Below are 20,713 nucleotides of genomic sequence, written 5' to 3'. Positions count from 1 at the left end.
CTATCTTCGACGGGCCGTCCAAGGATCCTCAGACGGCCCGGTTCGACCTGAGGACGGCGACATCGTCGGGAGTAAGCTTGAGCCAATCGGCCAGCACCTCGTCGGTGTGCTGGCCCAGCGTCGGCGCAGGCTCGACGGCATGCCGCCCGCTGCCGACCCGGACGACCGGGCCGCTCATCGGCACCGGACCGACCGCGGGGTGCTCGACGTCGATGATGTTCCCGGCTTCCCGCATGTAGGCGTTCGCGGCGATGTCGCTGACGGTGGAGACCTTGGCGCAGGGTATCTCCGCCTCGCCCAGGCGGCGGACCGCCTCGTCGGCCGCAAGTCCGGCGACCCAGCCGGCAACCAGCGCCTCCGCCGCCTCGACATTCTCCATCCGGGCCGCCAGCGTGGCGAAACGGGGATCGTCCAGCAGCTCCGGACGGCCGATCATGGCGGCGAAGCGTTTGAACAGCTGCTCGTTGCCCGCCTGGACCAGCATCCAGGCCCCGTCCGCCGCCCGGAACACGTTGGCCGGTGCGGTGTAGCGGTCGCGGTTGCCACGCCGGGTGGGCGGCTCGCCCAGCAGCAGGCATTCCGGCAGGGCCGTCATCAGCAGGGATGCGGCGCTGCCCATCAGGCTGACGTCCACCATCTCGCCGGTTCCGGTCCGCTCGCGGTTCTGCAGCGCGGCGAGGATGCCGATCGCGGCATAGAGGGCGGTGCTATAGTCGACCACGAAGGTTCCGGCCATCATCGGCGGACCGTCGGGGTCGCCGGTCAGGTCCATCAGGCCGGTGGTCGCCTGCGCCACCCCGTCGAAGCAGGGGCGGCTCGACATCGAGTTGTTCTGGCCGAAGCCTGAGATCCGCGCCATGACGAGGCGGGGATTGATCGCGTGCAACTCCTCCCAGCCGCATCCCATCCGCTCCATGGTGCCGGGCCGGAAATTCTCGACCAGGACATCGGCCTCGCGCGCCAGCCGGCGCAGCAGCTCCTGGGCCTGCGGATTGCGGAAGTCGAGCGTCATCCCCCGCTTGGAGCGGTTGAACATCAGGAAATAGAGGCTTTCGCCGCCGAGTTCCGGTTTGAAGGTTCGGGTGTCGTCGCCCAGCTGCGGCCGTTCCACCTTGACGACATCGGCGCCGAGATCGCCCAGGACGGTTGCGCAGTGCGGACCGGCGATGTAGCGGGACAGGTCGAGCACCTTCAGGCCCGCCAGGGGTCTGGTCATCATGCCTCCCAATAAAATCGTTTCTATCGCCGGCCGCTGTTATAGCCGGCCGTATTTTCCAGCCGGCCGTGCCGTGGCCGGCCACCGGTCAGGCGCGCAGCAGCGACAGTCCCGGGTCGATGTGGCTGCGGATCAGCCGGATTTGTTCGGCGGTCGGCGGCTGCGTTTCGGTCAGGGTCGCGGAAATCTCCGGGCGGAAGCCCATCAGGCCGAGCACCTCGTCGACGGTCACGCCGGGATGAAGGGTGCGGAGCCGCATCGCTCCCCCGTCGCCCTGGAAGTCGAAGACCGCCTTGTCGGTGACGACCAGCTGCGGGCCCGGCCCGGGAAGGCGGTAACGCTCCCTGGTCACGCCATGCCGCTGGTGGCCGAAGCTGGTGACGTAGTCCACCGCCTCGACGAAGACGCGGGGCGACAGGTCGACCACGATGATCGGCTTGCGCACGAAGGCGAGGTGTTCCGGCTGCGCCAGGCAGCCGATCAGCCTCGTCTTCAGGCGGCCGTCGGGATGGTCGATCCGCGTGATGTTGAGGTTGCCGAAGCGGTCGACCTGCGCGGCGGATTCGAACGAGACATCGAAGCGGCACCGCGCCAGCATGTCGATCTTCTGCGATGTCTCGGTCAGCTGGCTGGCGCACGGCCAGCGGGTGAAGCTGTCCTGCAGCCAGCTGTCCGGCATGCGGTCGAGATCCGGCGTCAGGAGGTTGCCCCAATAGAGCGACGCCCCGGGGGCGTGGGCGGCCTGCGCCAGCCTCGTCGCCACCACCGGCAGCCCGACCGCCAGGGTGAAGGGACGCCCGGCGGTGCCGACGCCGGTGAACACGAGGTCGTCGTCGGCGATTTCGCGCGCGATGACCGCGGCCATCAGTTCATTGACGGTATGGTCGCTCACGCTCCGCTCCTCCGCACCGAGAGGCGCGCTTCGAGTGCGTCCCTGCCGCCGAAGCGCATCAGATAGTCGTCATGCGTCGGGCCGCCGTGAACATACGCATCCAGATAGGCGCGCGCGCCTTCGGGGGTCGCGCCGGCTTGTGCATAGGCGCGGATATGGTCGACATCCTCGTCATGGATGGTGTCGCACGCCAGCGGATGCGCCCCGAACGGGGCCAGGGCGACCGCCTCGACCCATTGGGCCGGGATGTAGGTCAGGTTCGGCTGGCGGATGATCTCCTCATGGTCGACGATCTCCTCGACCGTCACGATCAGCCGGCGCGACCCGCGGGCGATGATCTGGTCGACATCGTCGGCATCGCGCGCCAGCGGCCACTGGATGTTGCCGAAACGGTCGCCACGATAGCCGTGCATGACCGTGAACTCGGCATCGACGGCCCGCACCGCGGCGTAAGGCTCGCCGGTGAAGGGACAGGCCGTCTCCATCACGATGCCGGGATCCTGGCGCATCATGTCGGTGCCGAGCAGCGCCTTGACCGGCATGTAGCTCAGCCCGCTGCAGGCCGCCTGGAACCGGGCGACGATCGAGGATTCGGAGAAGTCCCGCACCTCGACGCGGCCGGCTTCGACGGCGCGGCGGAAATTGGGGGCGAGCCCGTGCCAGAACAGGCCGACATAGACGCCCTCGTACCGCCGCAGCAGGCCGGCCGCCGCCAGCATGTCCACCGACAGGCCGGTGGCGAAGGCATAGACCGTCAGGTCGCCGATGCCCTGGCGGATCATTTCACGGACCGCGGCATTGGGTTGCCGCCGCATGATGTTTCCCCCGAACGCCACGCGGCTGCCGGAGGGGATGCGGCGGACCGCATCGGAAAGGGTTGTGAGCTTTTCTTTCATGAACCTGCCGCGCGTCAGAGGGGGCAAGGGTCCGCCGCGACTGTCGCGGCATCGAACTCGTGGGCACGATATAAAAACGTTTTTATTAGCGCGTCAACCCTTATCGTCCGGATTCTCGATTATTCGGAAGGGCGATGATTTGATTGGCGATCAGGCGCGCAGGCGGTTCCGCGCACGCCGGACCGGAACCGCCGCGGTCGAGCGGCGCACCACCAGTTCGGTAGCGAAGATGTGGGATTCGGCGGCCAGATCCTCGCCCTCGATCATGCGGATCAGCATCTCGGCCACCCGGACACCCATCTTGCGCCGGGGTGGGCGCGTGGTCGTCAGATCGACGCCGGAGAAGCCGGCGAAGGGAATGTCGTCGGCACCGACCAGCGACATGTCTTCGGGAACCCGGATCCCGCGCTCCCGCGCCACCTCCAGGATTCCCAGGGCGTTCATGTCGTTGCTGGCGATGACGGCGGTCGGACGCGGGTCGAGCGCGAGGATCTGCCCGGCCACCTGCCGGCCGGCATCGATGCCGTAGGCGTCGCCGAGCACCAGCCGCTCGTCGCCGTCCAGCCCATGCCGGCGCACCATTTCGCGATAGGTCTGCAGGCGCTCCTGCACCGTGGTGGAGTCGTGGGGACCGCGGACGAAGGCGATCCGCCGGTGGCCCAGCACGACGAGGTGCTGAACCACCGCCTCCATCGTCTGCCGGTTGTCGGTTCCGACATAGGGATCGGGAAACCCCGCACATCGGCGGTGCATCAGCACGAACGGGACGCCCGCCAGCTGGGCGCGGATGGCCTCCGACCGGCTGTGCTGCGATATCAACAGCATGCCGTCGACCTGACGGTCGCGCAGCGTCTGCATCAGCATGATCTGGCGCGCCTCGGAATCGTCCGTGTTGCACAGGATCACGCTGAAATTCTCCCGCGTGGTGACGTCGTCGATGCCGCGCAGGTGATCGACCACCGACGGGTTGGCGACATCGGCGACCAGCACGCCGATGGCCGATGTCCGGTTGAGCCGCAGGCTGCGGGCAATGGCCGAGGCCCGATAGCCGAGCCGGGCCGCCGCCTCCTGCACCTTGCGGCGGGTTTCCTCGGTGACGTAGCTCTTGTTGGTCAGCGCGTTGGACACGGTGGACAGGGCCAGCCCGCACTCCTCCGCCACGTCCTTGATCGTCACGCGCCGCTTGCTTCCGGTCGAACCAGCCATGCCGCCCGTCTCCGCCCGCCTTGCCCCGGGGCATTCTACATCCTTGCCCGCCCCCGCCCACTGCTCCCGTCCGCTTCCGACGCTGCGGCCTCAGACCTTCAGAAGAGTCCGGTGGGGATCGATGGTGCTGCGGATCGCGGCGAGATCCGCCGCCGCCGGCTCCGGCGTCACGGGAACCTCGTCGGGGATCACCGGCACGAACCCCATCAGGTCGAGGACCTCCTCCCGGCTGACCCCGGGGTGGAGGGAGCGCAGCCGCATCCGGCGGCCGGGCGTGGCGAAATCGAAGATCGCCTTGTCGGTCACCACCAGATGCGGACCGCCGGACGCCAAGCCCAGCTCCTCGCGGGTGCGGCCGTCGCGGGCGTGGCCGACGCTGGTGACGAAGTCGACCTTTTCGACGAAGCCGCGCCGCGACAAATCCATCATGACGATCGGCCGCGGGACGAAGGCCAGATGTTCGGGCTGGGCAAGGCAGCCGACCAGCCGCACCGCCGGCCGGGCGTAGTCGCCGATGGCGGTGATGTTGAGGTTGCCATGGGCATCGATCTGCGCGGCGGAGTCGAACGACACGTCGAAACGCCGGCGCATCAGCATGTCGCATTTGTAGCCGACGTCGGCGGTGCTGGCCGCGGCGTGCCAGCGGGTGAAGCTGTCCTGACGCAGCGTGGTCGGCATCTGCGACAGGTCGGGCTCCAGCAGATTGCCGAAATAGACGCTGGCCCCCGGCGCGTGCCGCAGCCGGGCCAGTTGCAGGGCGACCAGTGGAATGCCGACCGCCAGCGTGAAGGCCCGCCCGTTGGTGCCGACCCCGACGAAGACGAGGTCGTCGTCGCGGATCTCGGACGCGACCAGTGCCGTCACCAGCTCATTGGTCGAATAGGCGGAGGATCGAGTGGTCGTCATCGCGGCGGTCATTGGACAGTCTCCCAAGCGGCAAGACCGGGGCCGACGTCCAGCGCGGCCATCCGCTCGCGGCCGCCGACGGCGCCAAGGTAGGAGTCATGGTCGCGCGGGGCGCGGACGAACTCGTCGAGATAGGCGGCGGCCCCCTCCGGGCTGCGGCATCGCTCGACGTAACCGGCCAGATGGGCCTCGTCCTCGTCGTAGAAGCCGTCGACCGCCACCGGATGGGCGCCGTTCGGCACCTCGACGATGGCCTCCACCAGCTGGCCCGGAATATAGGTCAGCGCCGGACGCCGCTTGACGACGTCGTGATCGACGATCTTTTCGACCGTGACGATCAGGCGGCGCGACGCGGTCGCCATCATCTGGTCGACGTCGTCGCTGTCGCGCACCACCGGCCATTGCACATTGCCGTAACGGTCGCCGACATAGCCGTGGATCAGGGTGAAGTCCGCCTCGGCCGCCGCCACCGCCAGCAGGCGCTCGCCGGAGATCGGGCAGGTGAATTCGCGGATCTGGTCCGTGTTGCGGAGCGCGATGTCGGAGCCGAACAGGGTGCGGATCGGCAGCGACGGCAGCCCCTGGGTTGCCGCGCGCAGGCGCGCGACCATCGCCGTCTCCGAGAAGTCCCGGACCTCTATGGAACCGCCCTCGATCCCGCGCCGGACGTTGGGGGCGAGCCCCAGATTGAACATACCGGCATAGATGCCCTCGTGCCGCCGGACCGCGCCGGCCGCCGCCAGCATGTCCAGGGCCGTCGTGGCCGCCCAGGTCATCACCGTGAGGTCGCGGACCCCCGCCCGGATCAGGGCGCGGACGGCGGCGTTCGGCTGCCGCCGCAGCAGGCTGCCGCCAAGCGCGATGGTGGATCCCGAGCCGATGGGCGACACCGCCTCTTCGAGGGTGCGCAGCTTGTCTTTCATGGTTTCACCGTCCCGATATGGCCGGTCCCGCCCGGTGGACGGGGTTGGCTTCCACTCCAATAAAAACGTTTCTATACGACATTGCCGCGATGTCAAGACGGACGGCCCCGCTTGGCCACGGTTGGAGGGCCATCCGCCCGCCGGGACTGGCGGAAATCGCCCAGCGAATCGGAAAACGATTTTTTCTAAAACGTTTCTGGACACCGCAGGAGCGTTGTACTAGTCCGGTTCCAGCAACCACGCAGGGCCACCATGGCGAGAAGAGAAGGCAATCCGGACATCCTGGAGGATGGGGGCGAACGCCGGCGCGCGACGATCCACGATGTCGCCCGGGAGTGCGGCGTGTCGCTGTCCACCGTGTCGAATGCGCTCGCCGGGAAGTCGAACGTCAGGGAGGAGACCCGGCAACGGGTGCTGGCGACGGCGGAACGGCTGGGCTACCGCGCCTCGATGGTCGCCCGCGCGCTCCGGATGCAGCGCAGCTTCACCATCGGGGTCCTGATCGCCGACGTGGCCAATCCGGCCTCGCCCGATTTCGTGCGGGGGATCGAGGACATGGCCGTCCGCGAGACCTGCACCCTGCTGCTGTGCAACACCGACGGCGACGAGACGCGGCAGATCGCCCACATGCGGTCGCTGCTCGACCAGCAGGTCGACGGAATGGTGCTGATCTCGCAATATTGCGAAGGCCCGGTGGTGCGCGGATTGCTGGAAACCGGCACGCCGTTCGTGCTTCTGCAGCGCCGGAGCCCCTTGTTCGCCGACGACTATGTCGGCGCCGACAATTTCACCGGCATCACCGAATCGATGCGGCACCTGATCGAGCTGGGGCACCGGCGCATCGCCTTCGTCCGTGGCCCGTTCGAATCCTCGACCGCGCAGGAGCGGTTCGATGCCTATCTCCACAATGTCGCGGGCTTCGGGCTGGACAGCGATCCCGAACTGGTGTGTCCCGGCCATTACAGCGTCGAGGGCGGTTACGCCGCCGCGATGCGTTTCCTTGCGCTCGACCGGCCCCCGACGGCGATCCTCGCCAGCAACGACATGAGCGCAATGGGCGTTCTGAACGCGACGGCGGAGCGTGGGATCGATGTGCCGTCCCAACTGTCGCTGGTCGGGTTCGACGACATCCAGCTTGCCTCCTTCGCACGCATCAACCTGACGACGACGCATCTGCCCAAGCGCGACATGGGGGCGGCGGCGGCCGGGCTGCTGATGAACCGCATCGACAGCAAGGAACAGCTGTCCCAGCAGACCGTCATCTTCCCCACCCGCCTGGTCGTCCGCGGCACCACCGGCCCCGTCCGGACCGCCCGGCCCAGGATCCGGATCGCCGCACGCTCCCATCGGGCCGGCTGAGATCGGGCCGGCTGGCGGGGCCCTCAGGGATAGACCTCGGTGGTCGGCCGCCAGCGATGGCGCAGATGGGCTTCCAGATCGCTTTCGGTCAGCTTGCGTGCCGGCCGCGGCCGGATCGCAGCCGGACCTGTCGAGGCGCGGACCACCAGTTCCGCCGGCAGGACGACGTCGCGCGGAGCCGTGGCATCGGCCGACAGCCTGTCGAGCAGGCGCCGCCCCGCCGCCCGGCCGATCTCCGCCGCCGGCTGGCGGACCGTGGTCAGCGCGATCTGGGGAAAGGACGAGATGAAGACGTCGTCGAAGCCGATCACCGAAAGATCCTTCGGCGGCGTCAGCCCCATATGCACGGCAATGTCCATCACGGCACAGGCCATCAGATCATTGGCCGCCACGATGGCGGTGGGGCGCCGCTCGGCAGCCAGGATGCGGCGTGCGGCGTGGAATCCGCTCGAAAGGGTGTAGTCTCCGGAACAGACCAGCGCCGGATCGGCCTCGAGCCCGAGGTCCTGGACCGCCTTGCGATATCCGGCCAGCCGCTCCCGGGCCGACGACGACAGGCGCGGTCCCTCGATGAAGGCGATCCTGCGGTGGCCCAGCCCGGCGAGATGGCGGACCGCCGCCTCGGCCCCGCCGACATTGTCCATGCCGACATAGTCGAGTGCAGCCTTCGGCGTGCGGCGGTGGATGACCAGGATCGGCCCGTCCCAGTCCAGCAGTTCGTCCATCCCCTCTCCCTCGACCGGCTGCGAGATCATGACCAGGGCGTCGACCTCGCGCTGGATGAAGGTCCGGGCCGCGGTGAGCAGCCTGCCCTGCCCGTTCTCGGTGCTGGCCAGCAGGGTGGCGAGGCCGGCCGGCGCCAGAACGCCGTCCAGCCCCTTGATGATGTCGCCGAACACCGGGTTGGAGATGTCGGGCAGCAGGACGCCGATGGTGAAACTGCACCGGACCCGAAGCGCCCTCGCCACCGGAGAGGCGACATAATTCATCGCCTCGCATTTGGCGAACACCCTCGCGCGGGTGTCCGGGGCGACCTCCGGCTTTCCGCGCAGGGCGTTGGACACGGTGGACGGGGCAAGCCCCAGTTCCCGCGCCACATCGATGATGGTGACCTGCTGTTTCGGTCGTCGCGCCATGGCACCCGCCCCCTGCCTGCGTTGAGCCTGCGGATTGTCTGTATCACGGAATAAAAACGTTTGCCAAAAACGTTTTTATCGCTAGATTGCCTCCCGATATCGAGATGAACCGCGCATCCCAGGCTTGGTCCGGGTTGCCCGCGCCCTGCGAAGGGTCAATCACGCCAAGGGCCGGCGCCGTGCCGCGAAGCCGGACGAGGCCCCTCTACGGAGACTGCCCCATGTCCAACAACGCGCAATCGTCCGGCGCCGTCACCATGCCGCCCGCCGGGGATTTGCCGCCTGCGGCGCCCGTGCCGCCCGCGGCGCGCATCCGCGCCCTGCTGCTTCAGAACGTGGCGGTCACCGGCCTCGTCGTGCTGATCGTCGTCTCCGCCCTGCTGTCGCCGCATTTCCTGACCGCCGACAACATCTTCAACGTGTTCCGGCAATGGACGATGGTCGGGCTGATCGCCATCGGCCTGACCTTCGTCATCATCTCCGGGGGAATCGACCTGTCGGGAGGGTCGATCCTGGCGCTCAGCGCCGTCGTCGGCGCGGTGGCGGCCCCCCATGTCGGGCCCTTCGGGATGATCGCGACCGTGCTGCTGGTCGGGGCCGTCTGCGGCTATGTCAACGGGGCGGTGATCACCTGGGGCAAGGTGCCCCCCTTCGTCGCCACGCTGGGCATGATGACGGTGGCCCGCGGGCTGGCGCTGATCATCAGCGAGGGCCGGACGATTCCGACCCAGCTGGCGCCCGACTTCGTCTTCTGGTTCGGCCGCGGCTATCTCGGACCGGTGCCGGCCCCGGTCATCCTCACCGCCGTGGTGTGCGTCATCGCCGCGGTGGTGCTGAAATACACCAGCTTCGGCCGCTTCGTCTGCCTGGTCGGCGACAATCCGGTCGGCGCGCACCGGTCCGGCCTCAACGTCGATGGGATGAAGCGCAGCGTCTACACCCTGCATGGGGTGCTGGCGGCGCTGGCCGGCCTGCTGTTCCTCGGCCGGCTCGGCGTCGGCGAGCCCACCGCCGGCATGCTGTTCGAGCTGTCGGGCATCGCCGCGGTGGTGATTGGCGGCACGCCCTTCACCGGCGGCGTCGGAAGCGTGGCGCTCAGCCTGGTCGGCCTGATGGTGATCGGGCTGACCTACAACATCCTGAACCTGCTGTCGGTCTCCCCCTACGCCCAGGACGTCGCCCGTGGCGTCATCATCGTCATCGCCGTGATGTTCAGCATCCGGCGCCTGACCGGCGGCCGCGGCCGGCACTGACGGCCCCACCACGACAACCAAATCACATCTCCAGGGGAAGGAAACACCAGATGAAGAAGCTCGGTCTGCTGGTCTCGCTCGGCATCGGCTGCGCCGCCGTGGCGCTCTCGGCCTCTCCGGCACCCGCCCAGGACAAGCTGCGCATCGGCGTGTCGCAGCCGAATGTCGAGCATCCCTACCGCGTCAGCGGCGTCGAGCGCGCCAAGGCCTGGGCCGCCCAGCATCCGGGCGTGGAGATGACCATCGTGGACGGGCGGCGGGACAGTGCGGTCCAGCTCGCCTCGCTGGAGGATCTGATCACCCGGCGGGTCGACGTCATCGTGCTGTCGCCCAACGATTCCGCCGCCCTGGCCCCGATCGCCGACACGGCCAAGCGGGCGAAGATTCCGCTCGTCGTCTTCGACCGCAAGCTGGGCGTCGCCCCGGACGACTATGCCGCCTACATCGGATCGGACAATGTCGAGATGGGCAGGGTCTCCGCCCGCTTCATCGCCGAGAGGCTGGGCGGCAAGGGCAAGGTGATCCAGATCGAGGGAACCCCCGGCGCGTCCGCCACCATCGACCGCAAGCGCGGCTTCGAGGAGGAGATCGCCAGGCACCCGGACATGAAGATCGTCTCCTATGTCGGCCACTATCGTCTGCATGACGCGGTGGCGGTGATGGAGGACGCGGTGACCGCCCACCGCGACATGAAGGCGGTCTACGCCCATAACGACACGATGGCGCTGGGCGGCGCCCAGGTGCTGCGCGAACGCGGGCTCACCGGCGTCGTCACGGTCGGCATGGATGGCGCCAAGGAAGGGTGCGACGGCGTCGCCTCCGGCGCGCTGACCGGCTCCCTGCACTATCCGACGATGTTTCCGGAAGCGCTGGAGTTGGCCGTGAAGGTGTCGAAGGGCGAGACGGTGCCCAAGAACACCGTGCTGCCCACCCCGATGATCACTGCCGGGAACCGGGCGGACTTCTGCAAGTAACCTTCGCCTTCGGGCCGCATGCGGCCTGCCTGCGGCCCGGACAGGGAGTCCCCAATGACATCACTGTTGAAGCTGAGCGGCGTATCGGTCTCCTTCGGACCGGTCCGCGCGTTGTCCGGCATCGATTTCGACCTGCGGCCATCGGAGGTGCTGGCGCTGGTCGGCGACAACGGCGCCGGGAAATCGACGCTGATCAAGATCATCTCCGGCGCGCTGACGCCGGATGAAGGCCGGTTCTGGTTCGAGAACGCCGAGGTGCGGATCCGCAAGCCGGAGGACGCGCGCCGGCTCGGCATCGAGACCGTCTATCAGGATCTCGCCCTGTTCGACAATTCCAACGTGGCCGAGAACATCTTCGCCGGACGCGAGATCGTCCGCCGCGTGATGGGCATCCCCTTCCTGCGGGCCGCGGAGATGCATGCCCGCTCCAGGGAGTTGCTGGCCTCGCTCAGGATCCACATCCAGTCGACCCGCTACACCGTGAAGGGAATGTCCGGCGGCCAGCGGCAGAGCGTCGCCATCGCCCGCGCCGTCGCCTTCGGCCGCAAGGTGGTGATCCTCGACGAGCCGACCGCCGCGCTGGGCGTTCCCGAACAGCAGAAGGTGCTGTCACTGGTCCAGGACCTGAAGTCGCGCGGCTTCTCGATCATCATGATCAGCCACAACCTGCACCACATCTTCGAAATTTCCGACCGCATCCATGTGTTGCGCCAGGGCCGCACCGCCGGCATCCGCACCACTGCGGAAACCACGCCCGACGAGGTGGTCAAGCTGATCACCGGCGCCGATCTCGTGCGGCACTGACCCCCTTCCCCGTCCTTCCGGAGACCTCCGATGACCTCCACCGCCCCGCAGGCGACGTCCGCCCCGCCCGCCACGGCACATGCCGCCACCGGCGCCGCCACCGGCGCCAATGTCACCGGCGCCCACGTCTTCGCCGCAGCCCTGAAACGCCACGGCGTCGAGGTCATCTTCGGGCAAAGCATCCCGTCGGCGCTGTTCCTGGTCGCTCCCGAATACGGCATCCGCCAGATCGGCTACCGGACCGAGAATGCCGGAGCCGCGATGGCCGACGCCTATGCCCGGATCAGCCACAAGGTTCCGGTGGTGACGGCGCAGAACGGCCCGGCGGCGACGCTGCTGGTTCCCGGCCTGGCCGAAGCCTGCAAGGCGTCGATCCCGATCGTCGCCATCGTGCAGGACGTCCACCGTCGCCAGACCGACAAGAACGCCTTCCAGGAACTCGACCATCTGGACCTGTTCCGCGGCTGCGCCAAGTGGATCAAGCGCATCACCGAGGTCGACCGGATCGACGACTATGTCGACATGGCCTTCACCGCGGCGGCCACCGGCCGGCCGGGCCCGGCGGTGCTGATCGCGCCCATCGACCTGTTCGCCGATACCCCGCGCGCCGACCGCACCCAGCGCGTCGCGACGCTCGGCACCTTCCCGCTGGAACGCTGCGTCGCCGATCCCGCCGCCATCGAGGCCGCCGCCGAGCTGATCGCCGGCGCGAAGGCGCCGATCGTGATCGCCGGCGGCGGCGTCCACGTCTCCGACGCCGCCGACGCGGTTGCTGCCCTGCAGGAGGCGGCGTCGCTGCCGATCGCCACCACCGCCATGGGCAAGGGCTCGGTGGACGAGCGGCATCCGCTGTCGGTCGGCATCGTCGGCTATTTCATGGGAACCCGGGGCCGGACCCGTCACCTGCGTCCGCTGGTGACCGAGGCCGACGTCGTGGTCCTGGTCGGCAACCGCACCAACCAGAACGGCACCGACAGCTGGTCGCTCTATCCGGAAGGCGCCAAGTACATCCATATCGACGTCGACGGGCAGGAGATCGGCCGCAATTACGAGGCGACGGTCCGTCTGGTCGGCGACGCCCGGCTGACGCTGGAGGCGCTGACCGGCGCGCTCCGGTCGCGCGATCTCTCGGCCCGCCACACCGCCCGTCCGGCCCTGGAATCCCGCATCGCCGAAGGGCTGCGGAGCTGGGAGGCCGACATGGCCAAGGCCGTGGAGATGGACAAGGTGCCGGTCCGGCCGGAACGGCTGATGCGCGATCTCGACAGCGTGCTGACCCCCGATGCCATCGTGGTCGCCGACGCCAGCTATTCCTCGATCTGGGTCGCCAATTTCCTGATCGCACGCAAGCCGGGGATGCGGTTCGTGACGCCGCGCGGGTTGGCCGGGCTGGGCTGGGGCCTGCCCTTCGCGCTGGGCGCCAAGGCCGCCCGTCCGGACTCGCCGGTCTTCTGCCTGGTCGGCGACGGCGGTTTCGCCCATGTCTGGTCGGAACTGGAAACGGCACGCCGGATGAAGCTTCCCGTCGTGGTCGCCGTCCTGAACAACCAGATCCTCGGCTATCAGAAGCACGCCGAGAAGGTTCTGTTCGACGACTACTCCGACGTCTGCGACTTCGAGGCGGTGGATCATGCCGCCATCGCCCGGGCCTGCGGCTGCGACGGCTTGCGGATCGAAAACCCGGCCGACTTCAAGCCGGCCCTGGTGGAGGCCCTGCGGTCCTCGCGCACCACCGTCATCGACGTGGTCACCGACCAGCGGGCCTATCCGCCGGTGACCATGTTCGAAGCGAACCGCCGCCTGGATTATTGATCGCCCGCAAATCGGGAGGAACCGCGATGAAGAAGCTGATCAACGCGCCGGAATCCTATGTCGACGAGATGCTGGACGGGCTGACGGCGGCCCACCCGTCGCTGGTGCGCGACGGGGCGGCGGGCCGGGTGATCCGCCGGCGCGTTCCGGCCAAGGGGAAGGTCGGGATCGCGTCGGGCGGCGGATCCGGCCATCTGCCCCTGTTCACCGGCTATGTCGGCGGCGGGCTGCTCGACGCCTGTTCCATCGGCAACGTCTTCGAGGGGCCGAACGTCGACTCCTGCACCGAGGCGATCCGGCTGGCACACGGTGGACGCGGCGTCCTGTGCCTGTACGGCAATTACGGCGGCGACCGCATGAATTTCGACATGGCCTGCGAACTGCTGGAGATGGAGGGCATCGCCACCCGGACGGTCCTCGGCACCGACGACGTGGCGAGTGCCGCCCCGGCCGAGGCCCACAAGCGGCGGGGCGTCGCCGGCATCGTCTATGCCTACAAGGCGGCCGGCGCCTGCGCGGAGCGGGGGGCCGAGCTGGAGGAGGTCGCCCGCATCGCCGCCAAGGCGGTCGCGGCCACCCGGACGATCGGCGTGGCGCTCGCGTCCTGCCGGGTGCCGACCGCCGCCAGGCCGACCTTCACCCTTGGCGACGACGAGATCGAGATGGGCATGGGCATCCATGGCGAACCCGGCATCTGGCGCGACACGCTGAAGCCGGCGGATGCGGTGGTCGACGAGATGCTGGACCGGCTGTTCGCGGACCGTCCGCCGCAGCGCGGAGGCCGGGTCTCGATCCTGGTCAACAGCCTGGGCGCCACCCCGCTGGAGGAGCTGTTCATCCTCTACCGGCGCGCGGCGGCGCGGCTGGCCGATGCCGGCCTGTCGGTCGTGAGCCCGCTGGTCGGTCCCTATGTCACCTCGATGGAGATGGCCGGCGCCTCGATCAGCCTCTGCCATCTGGACGAGGAGCTGGAAGACCTGCTGACGGCCCCGGCCGACTGCCCGTTCTGGAGGGTCGGCTGATGGCCGGCATCGATATCGGCACGGTGGCCGCGGCGGTGGCCCGGGCCAAGGCGGCGATGCCCGGGCTGGAGCAGGAGCTTAACGAGGCGGATTCCCGCCTCGGCGACGGCGACACCGGCAGCATGCTCGCCCGTGTCATCGACCGCATGGCCGACACCGACCTCGGCCCCGCCGCCGACGTCGGTGCCGCCTTCGGGTTGCTGGCGCGGGCGACGCTGTCGGCGACCGGCTCCAGCCTTGGAACCCTGGTCGCCACCGGCCTGATGGATCTGGCGAAGCGGTGCAAAGGACGGAGCGATCTGGACTGGAGTGACCTGTCCGTGCTGATCGCCGGCGCCCGCGACGCCATGATCGCCCGCGGCGGGGCGGCGCTGGGCGACAAGACCGTTCTGGACGGGCTGGATGCGCTGGCTCGGGCCACCGCCGGCGTGACGACCGGCGAAGCGGCGGCCGCGGCTGCGGTGGAAGCCGCGGACGGCGCGCTCGACCAATTCCGCGGCCTGCCCTGCCGCATCGGCCGCGCCCGCCTGTTCCCCGAAGCCAGCACCGGCGCGGACGATCCCGGCATGCTGGCACTGGCCCGTCTGGTCAGCGCCGCGGCCGGCCGTTAGGCCGGTTCAGTCGTACATCAGCACGACGGTCTCCGCCACCATGGCAGGCCGTTCGGGCCGATCGTCGACTTCGACGACATTGTGCAGCGTCAGCCGGACGCCGCCGTCGATCGGCAGGGCCTCGCGGATCGTCAGCCGCAGGCGGAGGCTGGAGCCTTCCGGCACCGGTGCCGTGAAGCGGACGCGGTTGCAACCGTAGTTCAGGCCCCGGCGATACCGGCGGACCTGCAGCAGGGTATCGACCAGCCCGGCCGTGACCGACAGGGTCAGCAGCCCGTGTGCAATCGTCTTGCCGAGCGGAAGTTCGGCCGCCGCCCGTGCGCGGTCGACGTGGATCCAGTGTTCGTCCCCGGTGATCCCGGCGAACAGGTCGATCTCGCGCTGAGTGACCCGCCGCCAGCCGCTCGGCCCCAGCTCCTGCCCAACATGTTGATAAAGATCGGAAATTCTTTCGACGACCAGCATGCGACCTTCCAAGGGGGAATTGACAGGACAAGGTGGCTGGGGTAGCTGTATCATCAATAAAAACGTTTTATTAGCGTCCCGGAGTGACCATGCCCAGAATCGATTTTTCGCTGCGCGAACCGACCTACGAGGCGGTGATCGTCGGGGAGGAGATCGGCCCCGTCGAGGTGCTGGCCGACGACCATTACCTGCGCCAGGGAACCTTCGCGGTGGACGACCACCGCCCCTGGCATACATCGGCCGATGCCCATCCGATGGGACAGCTGGTGCCGAGCACGGCAGTGCTGCGCGATCTGGTCGCGCATTTCTGCACGATCTACGATGCGAGCCGGGTGGTCGGGCTGCATCAGCGCGAGGAGGTCTGGTTCCACCGGCCGATCCCGCTGGGCACCCGCATGCGCTACACCGGGCGCTACATCGACAAGTACGAGCGGCGGGGCAAGGGCTACGTCGTGTTCGAGGCGGAGGCGCGCGACGCCGGGGACGGGGAACTGCTGGTCCGCCAGATCAGCACCGAGATCATGCGGATTCCGGAAAACGTGACGCTCGGCGCCGGCTCGGCGGCTCCCCCGGAAGACCGGGTCGCCGGCACCTGGACCCCGGGTGTCGAGCCGGCGGCCCGCGCCCATGCGGATCTCGCCCCCGGCACCCCCATCGTGCCGCTGACCAAAATCGCCTACCAGGACCAGATGTCGGTGTTCTCCGGCTGCAACAGGCAATGGTCGAACATCCACACCGACATCGATGTGGCGACCAAGGCCGGTTTCCGCGACACGCTGGCCCAGGGCGCGATGGAGACCTGCTGGAGCGGCGAATTGCTGGGCCGCTTCTTCGGCGAATCCTGGCTGACGTCGGGCTGGATCAAGCAGGTCTACCTGAAGCCGGTGTATCGTGGCGATGCGATCACCTTGCGGGGCGTGGTCAAGGGGCTCGAACGGGGGGACGACGGACCGCGCCTCACGCTGGAGGTGTGGGCCGAAAACCAGGACGGCGTGATGACCGCCGCCGGCTGGGCGAGCGGCCGGGTGGGGTGAACGGCTGACGGACCGGCCGGCCGAGACTCCGGCCGGCCAGAGTCTCAGCCGGCCGGGTCACACAGGAAAGGACATGCCATGCCCATCAGTTTGGACCTCACCGGACGGGTCGCGCTGGTCACCGGCGGCGGATCGGGGCTGGGCCGGGCGGCGGCCGAGAGGCTCGCCGCCGCCGGGGCCACGGTCGTGGTCGCCGGACGGCGGGAGGACGTGCTGCGGCAGGCCGCCGCCGCCGTGGACGGCGACTGGATCGCCTGCGACGTCGCCGACACCGCCTCGGTCCGCACCCTGTTCGAAACGCTCGCCGCCCGCCATGCCCGGCTGGACATCCTGATCAACGCGGCCGGGCTGAACGTCCGCAACGCGGCGCTCGACGTCGCCGAGCCGGAGTGGGACCTCGTCAACGACGTCAACGCCAAAGGGACCTTCTTCTGCTGCCAAGCGGCGGCCCGGCTGATGAAGGCCAACGGGCACGGGAAGATCGTCAACATCGGTTCGATGGCGAGCGAGATCGGCATCCCCAACGCCTCGGTCTATTGCGCGTCCAAGGGAGCTGTCCGCCAGATCACCATGGCGCTGGCCGCGGAATGGGCACCGTACGGCATCAGGGTCAATGCGATCATGCCGGGCTGGTTCAGGACGGAGCTGACCGAGCGGCTGTTCGCCGACGAGGCCTGGCGCGCCCGCGTCCTGGCCCGGATCCCGCTGGGACGCCCCGGCCAGCCTTCGGAGGTGGCCGACCTCGCCCTGTTCCTGGCGAGCCCGCTGTCCGACTACCTGACCGGCGAGACGATCCGCCTGGACGGCGGCGCGCTCGCCTGGTGATTGCCGGGCGGCCGGACGGGAAACGCCGGGATCATACGATCCCGGCACCCCGTGCCGCCTCGATGTCGGCCGGCGCCATCCCCAGCCAGTCGGCAAGGACCTCTCCGCTGTGGGCCCCCAGCACCGGCGCCGCCATCCGGATCCCGGCCGGGGTCTCGCTCAGGCGGATCGGCAGTCCCTGCATCGGAACCACTCCGGCGCGCGGGTGGACGGTGTCCACGACATGGCCGGCCTCGCGCATGTAGGGGCTGGTGGCCACGTCGGCCACCGTCTGCACCCGGGCGCAGGGCAGTTCGGCCCGGTGGAGGGCCTGGAGCACCTCGTCCGAGCTGCGGGCGCCGATCCATTCGGCGGCGATCGCCTCGATGGCGTCGACATTCGCCATGCGGGCCTCCAGCGTCGCAAAACGCGGATCGGCCAGCAGCCCGGGCCGGCCGATCATGCCGACGAAGCGCGGGAAATGCGCATCGTTGCCCGCGACCATATGGACCCATACGCCGTCGCCGGCCTTGAAGCTGTTGCCCGGCGCCGCATAGCGGTCGCGGTTGCCCAGCCGCGTGGCCTGATGCCCGCGCACCAGATGGTCGGGAATCGCCGTCATCAGCAACGACGTCGCGCTGCCCATCAGGCTGACGTCGACCACCTGCCCGACGCCGGTCCGGTGGCGCTGCTCAACCGCGGCCAGGATGCCGACCGCGGCATAGAGGGCGCTGGCATAGTCGACGACGAAGGTCCCCGCCATGGAGGGAGCGCCGTCGGGCTGCCCGGTCAGGTCCATCAGCCCGCAGGTCGCCTGGGCGATGCCGTCGAAGCAGGGATTGCCCGACAGGGCGTTGCCCTGGCCGTAACCGGAGATCCGCGCCATGATCAGCCGCGGGTTGATCGACCGCAGCACATCCCAGCCGCACCCCATCTTTTCCATGGTTCCGGGACGGAAATTCTCGATGAGGATGTCGGTCTCGGCAACCAGCCGGCGCAGCAGATCCTGGGCCGCCGGATTGCGGAAGTTGAGCGTGAGGCTCCGCTTGTTGCGGTTGTACATCATGAAATAGATGCTCTCGCCCTCGATGTAGGGGCCGAGCGAGCGGGTGTCGTCGCCGAGGCGGGTGCGCTCCACCTTGACCACGTCGGCGCCGAGATCGCCCAGCTGCATCGCGCAATGCGGTCCGGCGATGAACCGCGACAGATCGAGAACCTTCAGCCCGGACAGTGCCCCAGCCATGCTTGCATCCTGACGTTGGACAGTGCCGCCGATGGCGGCTTCTCTTTCTCATTAAAACGTTTTTATAACGGCGCGCAATCGGAAAACCGACGGCTCGCATTGTTCCGTTAAACGGATATTCCGCAGTTGACTTAATCGGACCGGCGGATTTAACTGCGCGTCAAATGGCCCTAAAAACGTTTTCGGGTGTGGTCGCCACCCCCGGAAACCAGACGGAACGACAATCCGGAGGAAGCCGACCGTGCCCAGCCGAACCCCGCCACCCCGGTCGCCGTCGGCAAGCGCCCCCCGCGGCCCTCGTGCCGCCCCGGGTCACGAGACGATGACGAAGGGAACACCCGCATGACCGACAGCCGGCCCGAGGAAATGCCGCCGGCCTCCGCGCTGGAACGGACGCTGGAATGGGTCATCGTGCCCCTGATGCTGGGGCTGATCGCGCTCGGCTGCGTTTCCGTCCTTTTGCGGATCGTGGCCGGCGGCGAATACGCCCTGTTCTGGTCGGAAGAGGTCATCCGCTACGGCTTCATCTGGCTGTTCTGGCTGTGCGCGCCGGTGCTGGCCTGGCAAGGCGCGATGTTCTCCGTCGACATGGTGTTCGACGCCCTTCCCTCCGCGCTTCGCAAGCCGGTGCGGCTGCTGGTCAACCTGCTGGTGATGGGGCTGACGGGCGTGTTCACGGTCCAGGGCTGGCAGATGACCGAATTGAACATCGACCAGGAATCGAGCGCGCTCGGCTTTCCGCTCGCCATCGTCTATGCCGCCATCCCGTTCGGTTGCGCCGCCATCTTCCTGGTCACCGCCTGGCGCAGCTGGTCCATGATCGCCGGAACCGGGCCGTCGGGAGGACAGCGATGATCCTCACCCTGTTCGGCACGTTCCTGCTGTTCCTGGCGCTCGGCGTGCCGGTCGCCTTCTCCACCGGCCTCGCCTCGCTGGTGGTGGTGCTGCTGGAGCCGTCGCTGTCGGTCCGCCTCCTGGTCACCAAGGCGTTCGGCGGCATGGATTCCTTCCCGCTGATGGCGATCCCGTTCTTCATCCTGGCGGGCGAGATCATGGCGTGCAGCGGCCTGACGCAGCGGATCGTCACCCTCGCCATGGCCCTGGTCGGGCATATCCGCGGCGGGCTGGCGCACGTCACCGTGCTGGCGAACGCCCTGATGGCGGGCGTTTCCGGATCGGCATCGGCCGATTGCGCCGCAACCGGATCGATCCTGATCCCTGCGATGATCCGCCAGGGCTACAAGCCGGCCTTCGCCGCCCTGATCACCTCCTTCTCGGCGATGATGGGTCCGATCATCCCGCCCAGCATCTTCATGATCATCTACGGCTCGATGGCCGGGGTGTCGATCGGCAAGCTGTTCATCGGCGGGGTCGTTCCGGGGCTGCTGATCGGCCTGTCGCTGATGACCCTGGTGTCGATCCTGGTCAGGCGCAACGCCTTCGCCGTCCCGACGATGGCGTTTTCCCTCCGGGAATGCGGGCGCAGCCTCGTCGGGGCGCTCTGGGCGCTGGTCATGCCGGTGATCGTCGTCGGCGGCATTCTCGGCGGCTTCATGACCCCGACCGAGGCCGGCATCGTCGCTGTCGCCTACAGCCTGTTCGTCGGCTTCTTCGTCTACCGGACGCTGACCCTGCGGCAGTTGCGGGCACTGACCATGCAGGCCGCCCTCTCCTCGGCCAACATAATGATGGTCGTTGGATTCGCCTCGGTCTTCGGCACCATCATGGCGCTCGGCCGGTTCGAGACGCAGCTGATGACGGGCCTGTTCGCCATCGCCAGCGAGCCCTGGATCGTCATCTCCATCCTCATCCTGTCCCTGGCCTTGATCGGCAGCCTGATGGACGAGGTGTCGACCGCCGTCCTGTTCGTGCCGAGCCTCGCCAAGGTCGGCGCCATGCTGGGCTACGACCCGGTGCATTTCGGCGTCGTCATGGTGCTGGCGATCATGCTCGGCGCCGTCGTGCCGCCGGTCGCCACCCTGCTGTTCATCGGATGTTCGATCGCGCGCATTCCGCTGTCGGCGATCATCAGGCTGGTCTGGGTGTTCCTGGTCCCGCTTCTGCTCGTCAATCTGCTGATCGCCTATGTTCCTCCGCTCGTCACCTATCTGCCGGCGCTTTTCTGAGCCGGAACCAAGAACAACCGGGAGGGAGCCC

General features: G+C 68.4%; 20 protein-coding genes. 11 read left to right on the top strand and 9 right to left on the bottom strand.

Translation table 11 applies throughout. The annotated features are described in order from the left end of the window. Positions 1-28: 28 nt before the first annotated feature. The 6 genes from ABMY26_RS10055 to ABMY26_RS10030 form a co-directional block, all read right to left on the bottom strand. The gene (locus tag ABMY26_RS10055; protein WP_372395554.1) at positions 29-1,219 is read right to left on the bottom strand and encodes a CaiB/BaiF CoA transferase family protein; all 1,191 of its coding nucleotides are present in this window, start codon (positions 1,217-1,219) and stop codon (positions 29-31) included. Between the two features lie 85 nt (positions 1,220-1,304). Continuing rightward, positions 1,305-2,108 carry a CoA-transferase subunit beta gene (locus ABMY26_RS10050; protein WP_372395553.1) on the bottom strand — a complete coding sequence of 268 codons (804 nt, stop codon included), beginning with the start codon at positions 2,106-2,108 and terminating at the stop codon, positions 1,305-1,307. Next, positions 2,105-3,004 (bottom strand): CoA transferase subunit A, encoded by a 900-nt coding sequence (locus ABMY26_RS10045; RefSeq protein ID WP_372395552.1) that lies wholly within the window; start codon positions 3,002-3,004, stop codon positions 2,105-2,107. Before ABMY26_RS10045 ends, ABMY26_RS10050 begins: the two co-directional genes overlap by 4 nt. A gap of 150 nt (positions 3,005-3,154) precedes the next feature. Next, a complete protein-coding gene (locus ABMY26_RS10040; protein WP_372395551.1) occupies positions 3,155-4,210 on the bottom strand; it encodes a LacI family DNA-binding transcriptional regulator in 1,056 nt (351 codons plus the stop codon). A gap of 90 nt (positions 4,211-4,300) precedes the next feature. After that, entirely contained in the window at positions 4,301-5,128 is an 828-nt protein-coding gene (locus tag ABMY26_RS10035; protein WP_372395550.1) for a CoA-transferase subunit beta, read from the bottom strand. Further along, entirely contained in the window at positions 5,125-6,039 is a 915-nt protein-coding gene (locus tag ABMY26_RS10030) for a CoA transferase subunit A (protein ID WP_372395549.1), read from the bottom strand. The genes ABMY26_RS10035 and ABMY26_RS10030 overlap by 4 nt, the downstream gene beginning before the upstream one ends. 252 nt (positions 6,040-6,291) lie before the next feature. On the opposite strand from ABMY26_RS10030, the gene ABMY26_RS10025 reads away from it, so the two are divergent. After that, positions 6,292-7,398 carry a LacI family DNA-binding transcriptional regulator gene (locus tag ABMY26_RS10025; protein ID WP_372395548.1) on the top strand — a complete coding sequence of 369 codons (1,107 nt, stop codon included), beginning with the start codon at positions 6,292-6,294 and terminating at the stop codon, positions 7,396-7,398. A 23-nt stretch (positions 7,399-7,421) separates the two neighbouring features. On the opposite strand, the gene ABMY26_RS10020 is transcribed toward ABMY26_RS10025, so the two are convergent. Beyond that, the gene (locus tag ABMY26_RS10020) at positions 7,422-8,534 is read right to left on the bottom strand and encodes a LacI family DNA-binding transcriptional regulator (protein WP_372395547.1); all 1,113 of its coding nucleotides are present in this window, start codon (positions 8,532-8,534) and stop codon (positions 7,422-7,424) included. Between the two features lie 221 nt (positions 8,535-8,755). Here ABMY26_RS10020 and ABMY26_RS10015 point away from each other — a divergent pair, with 221 nt between their 5' ends. The 6 genes from ABMY26_RS10015 to ABMY26_RS09990 are packed head-to-tail and all read left to right on the top strand — an operon-like array spanning position 8,756 to position 15,010. Next, positions 8,756-9,787, top strand: coding sequence for an ABC transporter permease (locus tag ABMY26_RS10015; RefSeq protein ID WP_372395546.1), 1,032 nt, complete (start codon positions 8,756-8,758; stop codon positions 9,785-9,787). A 50-nt stretch (positions 9,788-9,837) separates the two neighbouring features. Then, entirely contained in the window at positions 9,838-10,761 is a 924-nt protein-coding gene (locus ABMY26_RS10010; RefSeq protein WP_372395545.1) for a substrate-binding domain-containing protein, read from the top strand. 54 nt (positions 10,762-10,815) lie between these two features. Continuing rightward, a complete protein-coding gene (locus ABMY26_RS10005; protein WP_372395544.1) occupies positions 10,816-11,565 on the top strand; it encodes an ATP-binding cassette domain-containing protein in 750 nt (249 codons plus the stop codon). Between the two features lie 30 nt (positions 11,566-11,595). Next, positions 11,596-13,377: an acetolactate synthase catalytic subunit gene (locus ABMY26_RS10000; protein ID WP_372395543.1), complete on the top strand. Its 1,782-nt coding sequence runs from the start codon at positions 11,596-11,598 to the stop codon at positions 13,375-13,377. A gap of 26 nt (positions 13,378-13,403) precedes the next feature. Then, a complete protein-coding gene (locus tag ABMY26_RS09995; RefSeq protein ID WP_372395542.1) occupies positions 13,404-14,399 on the top strand; it encodes a dihydroxyacetone kinase subunit DhaK in 996 nt (331 codons plus the stop codon). After that, positions 14,399-15,010 carry a DAK2 domain-containing protein gene (locus ABMY26_RS09990; RefSeq protein WP_372395541.1) on the top strand — a complete coding sequence of 204 codons (612 nt, stop codon included), beginning with the start codon at positions 14,399-14,401 and terminating at the stop codon, positions 15,008-15,010. The genes ABMY26_RS09995 and ABMY26_RS09990 overlap by 1 nt, the downstream gene beginning before the upstream one ends. A gap of 6 nt (positions 15,011-15,016) precedes the next feature. On the opposite strand, the gene ABMY26_RS09985 is transcribed toward ABMY26_RS09990, so the two are convergent. Further along, a complete protein-coding gene (locus ABMY26_RS09985; protein ID WP_372395540.1) occupies positions 15,017-15,475 on the bottom strand; it encodes a MaoC family dehydratase in 459 nt (152 codons plus the stop codon). 89 nt (positions 15,476-15,564) lie between these two features. On the opposite strand from ABMY26_RS09985, the gene ABMY26_RS09980 reads away from it, so the two are divergent. Next, the gene (locus tag ABMY26_RS09980; RefSeq protein WP_372395539.1) at positions 15,565-16,509 is read left to right on the top strand and encodes a hypothetical protein; all 945 of its coding nucleotides are present in this window, start codon (positions 15,565-15,567) and stop codon (positions 16,507-16,509) included. Positions 16,510-16,587: 78 nt separating this feature from the next. Next, a complete protein-coding gene (locus ABMY26_RS09975; protein ID WP_372395538.1) occupies positions 16,588-17,334 on the top strand; it encodes an SDR family NAD(P)-dependent oxidoreductase in 747 nt (248 codons plus the stop codon). A gap of 31 nt (positions 17,335-17,365) precedes the next feature. On the opposite strand, the gene ABMY26_RS09970 is transcribed toward ABMY26_RS09975, so the two are convergent. Beyond that, positions 17,366-18,556, bottom strand: coding sequence for a CaiB/BaiF CoA transferase family protein (locus tag ABMY26_RS09970; protein ID WP_372395537.1), 1,191 nt, complete (start codon positions 18,554-18,556; stop codon positions 17,366-17,368). A gap of 342 nt (positions 18,557-18,898) precedes the next feature. Here ABMY26_RS09970 and ABMY26_RS09965 point away from each other — a divergent pair, with 342 nt between their 5' ends. Further along, positions 18,899-19,411 (top strand): TRAP transporter small permease, encoded by a 513-nt coding sequence (locus ABMY26_RS09965; protein WP_372395536.1) that lies wholly within the window; start codon positions 18,899-18,901, stop codon positions 19,409-19,411. Next, a complete protein-coding gene (locus tag ABMY26_RS09960; protein ID WP_372395535.1) occupies positions 19,408-20,682 on the top strand; it encodes a TRAP transporter large permease in 1,275 nt (424 codons plus the stop codon). Before ABMY26_RS09965 ends, ABMY26_RS09960 begins: the two co-directional genes overlap by 4 nt. The last annotated feature ends 31 nt before the right edge of the window (positions 20,683-20,713 follow it).

Source organism: Azospirillum sp. HJ39, assembly GCF_041507355.1.
Taxonomy (GTDB): Bacteria; Pseudomonadota; Alphaproteobacteria; order Azospirillales; family Azospirillaceae; genus Azospirillum; species Azospirillum thiophilum.
Note: the sequence above shows the minus strand (reverse complement) of the source record. Positions and strands in the feature narration are given on the sequence as shown.